The 3,012-nt window shown below is 58.0% G+C and carries 2 protein-coding genes; both read right to left on the reverse strand.

Features of this window, described 5'->3' with window-relative positions:
* Positions 1-898: beta-ketoacyl synthase N-terminal-like domain-containing protein (locus WCA10_RS11595; protein ID WP_472822683.1), on the reverse strand; the 898-nt coding region annotated here is incomplete at its 3' end.
* The coding region (locus tag WCA10_RS11600) for a beta-ketoacyl reductase (RefSeq protein ID WP_472822684.1) at positions 891-3,012 on the reverse strand (2,122 nt) is incomplete at its 5' end. The genes WCA10_RS11595 and WCA10_RS11600, both read right to left, overlap by 8 nt.

The raw sequence follows: 3,012 nt of genomic DNA on the forward strand, positions 1-3,012 counted from the left end.
AACCCCGGATCACCGCCAGAACATGATCCCCATCCGACTGCGCCTCGCTCAGACGCTTCAGCACCACCATGCCGCAACCCTCACCCCGCACGAATCCGTCCGCACCCGCATCGAACGTCTTGCAACGTCCGTCCGACGACATCATATGGGCCTTCGAAAGTGCAATCGTGGTTGTCGGAGACAGGATGGCATTGACCCCGCCGGCCAAGGCCATGGAGCACTCCCGAATACGGAGACTTTGACAAGCGAGATGAATGGCGACCAGCGATGCCGAACACGCGGTGTCGATGGCGATGCTTGGACCGTGCAGCCCGAGGGTGTAAGAGATTCTTCCTGCCGCTATGCTCGGAGCCGTGCCGCTGGCAAGGTAGCCATCAATCGCAACCTCTCCACTCGCCAGAAGCATCGTCTGATAGTCGCTGGCACAGATTCCGAGGAAAACCCCAGTGGCCGTATTGGCCAACTTTCGAGGAGAATGGCCGGCGTGCTCCAGGGCCTCCCAACAGACCTCAAGCAACATGCGGTGTTGCGGATCCATGCCATTTGCTTCGCGACCCGCAATTCCAAAAAACTGGGCGTCAAATTCGTCTATATGAGAGAGGAAACCGCCCCACTTGGTGGACATTCGGCCTGGAGCGTCGATATTGACGTCATAATATGCTTCAGCGTCCCAGCGGTCGCTTGGCACTTCACGAATCGAATTCCGCCCTTCCTCCAAGAGCTGCCAAAAAGCGTCAGGTCCTTCCTCGCCGCCCGGAATACGGCACGATAGCCCGATGACTGCGATTGGCTCGGTCTGTTGCCGCTCCATCTTTTCGACCCGCGACTGCAATTCGATCGCAAGCAACATCAGTCTTTTGGGCGAGAGGTTCTCAATGCGCTTCTGAAAATCACTCATTGACGGGATTCCAGTTCTTGTCCAATATGCGATCTACTTCCTCATCCGATAGTCCTTCAATATCGTCCAGCGCATTCCGTTTCGCCTCGGACAGCGATCCAACCTGCTTGATGTTGGGCGAAGCGCCGAAGAGCAGTTTCGCGAGATACATCGTAATTTCCTCCACGGCTGGATAGTTGAACAGCAGTGTCGCCGGCAAGGTCTGCGCAACCTTGGCGGCAATTGCATTGCGGAGTTCAACTGCCATCAAGGAATCCAAGCCAAGTTCGTTGAGCGGTTGCAGGGGGTCGAGCCGATGGTCAGCAGGGAATCCCAGAAGGCTCACTGCAACCCGTTGCACGAAGTCTCTAATCAGGTCTACCCGGATCATTTCGGGAGCGTCTTTCAATCGATCGAGAAACTCGTTGGCTGGCTGAGAACCTCCGGCTGCAGCTGACTCCGTCCGATTCTCGCCCATCAGTTCGGAGAAAAACGGCTTGGCCATGTAGGCCGGGTACAGCTCATCCCATTTCTTCCAATCGAGGGGCAGGACGCAAACTTGGCCACTGGCGGCTGCCATGAGGCTGCCGAGGCAAGCGAGGCCTTCCTCGACCTTCATCCCGGCCATGCCGCGCTCCGCCAGCGACCGGGCGGCTGTCTCGTCGGATTTTCCTGCCATTCCGACGCCCGTCCAGATACCCCAGTTCACACTCAGTGACGGCAAGCCCTCCCGGTTTCGGTATTCGGCGATCGCATCCAGAAAGGCATTCGACGCGGCGTAGGGACCAAGACGTGGTGAACTTAGGACCGCTGAGGCGGACGAGAACAAGACGAAGAAATCGAGGTCTGTCTGTCGCAATGCCTGGTGCAGCAGCCATGTGCCGTCCACTTTGGCTTTGAAGGAAATACGAAAATCATCCGCGGTCGCGTCAGAAACCAGGGCGTGCTTCATGGCTCCGGCGGCATGTACCAGTCCCCGAATGGGCAGCCCATGTTCGTCTTCGTAGGAGCGAAAGAACCTTTGCAGAGCATTTGCATCTCCTACATCCACAGCTGCTGTTTGAATCGTGGCACCAAGTTTCTCGATTTCACAGATGCTCGAAACGATTCGTCCGCGGGGATCTTCGGCCCCTAACTTACCCCACTCACCTCGTGGCAGCAGCGGAGTCCGGCCCAAGAGGATGATTCTCTTGGCCCCGTGCCGAACCATCCAACGGGCAACTTCCAGCCCTAAACCACCGTAACCGCCCGTGATCAGATAGGCTGCGTCCGCACGGAATTCGGGGCTCTTTACCGGAGGTGGAAGGAATCGCGCCAGACGCGCGACAAGGCGGCAGCCATTTCGAAAGGCAGATTGGTCCTCTCCGTCAAATGCAATGAGGTGCCGCCACAAGAAATCCGCGTTCTCAGCAGAACCTGCGGATGGATCGAGGTCTACCATGCCTCCCCACAATTCCGCATGTTCGGAAACGATGGTGCGACCGAGAGCCCATGCGGGAGCCAGCCAAGGCAAAACCGGTTGGGTTTCTCGTCCTGTGGCCTGGGCGCCGCGGGTTATGCTCCAGACGGTAACCCCGGGCCGGTCAATTTGCGCCACCTTCTGAATCAGAGCGGCAAGCGCCAGGCAAGGCTGCTCGGCCGAGCCCTCCTCGACGTCCAGGCATCGTAGATCGATGATCCCTGTCCGAGCCGTGTCTGCTTGAGCTAGCTCCCGTTCTAGCTCAGGCAAGCCGTTCTCGATCAGGATGGATTTGCAGCCGGTAGAACGCATCCGGTCGGCCAATGCCTTAGCGACGCCCGACGCATCTGGTAACACTATCCAATGCCGGCAAGAGAGTTCTTCAGTCTTCTGTGGCAGATCGCGTTGCCGCCAGGTGACTCGATAGAACCATTGGTTCGGCTCGCCTATGCTCTCATCAGTATTGGCCGGAGTAGCAGCCAGTTCAGACCGCGCTTGTTCCGTCGAGACCGTAGTTGAGTGTCTAACATCTCTCACCGGAGGCCGAAGCCAATAGGACTGTCGTTGGAAGGGGTAGGTAGGCAGCGGGAGTCGACGTCGGGGATAGGGCAGGTCGAAACCGGTCCAGTTGACCTCGGCGCCATAGACATACAACTGGGCGAGGCTGTCAAGCATT

It is taken from the genome of Occallatibacter sp., assembly GCF_049582745.1.
GTDB lineage: Bacteria > Acidobacteriota > Terriglobia > Terriglobales > Acidobacteriaceae > Telmatobacter.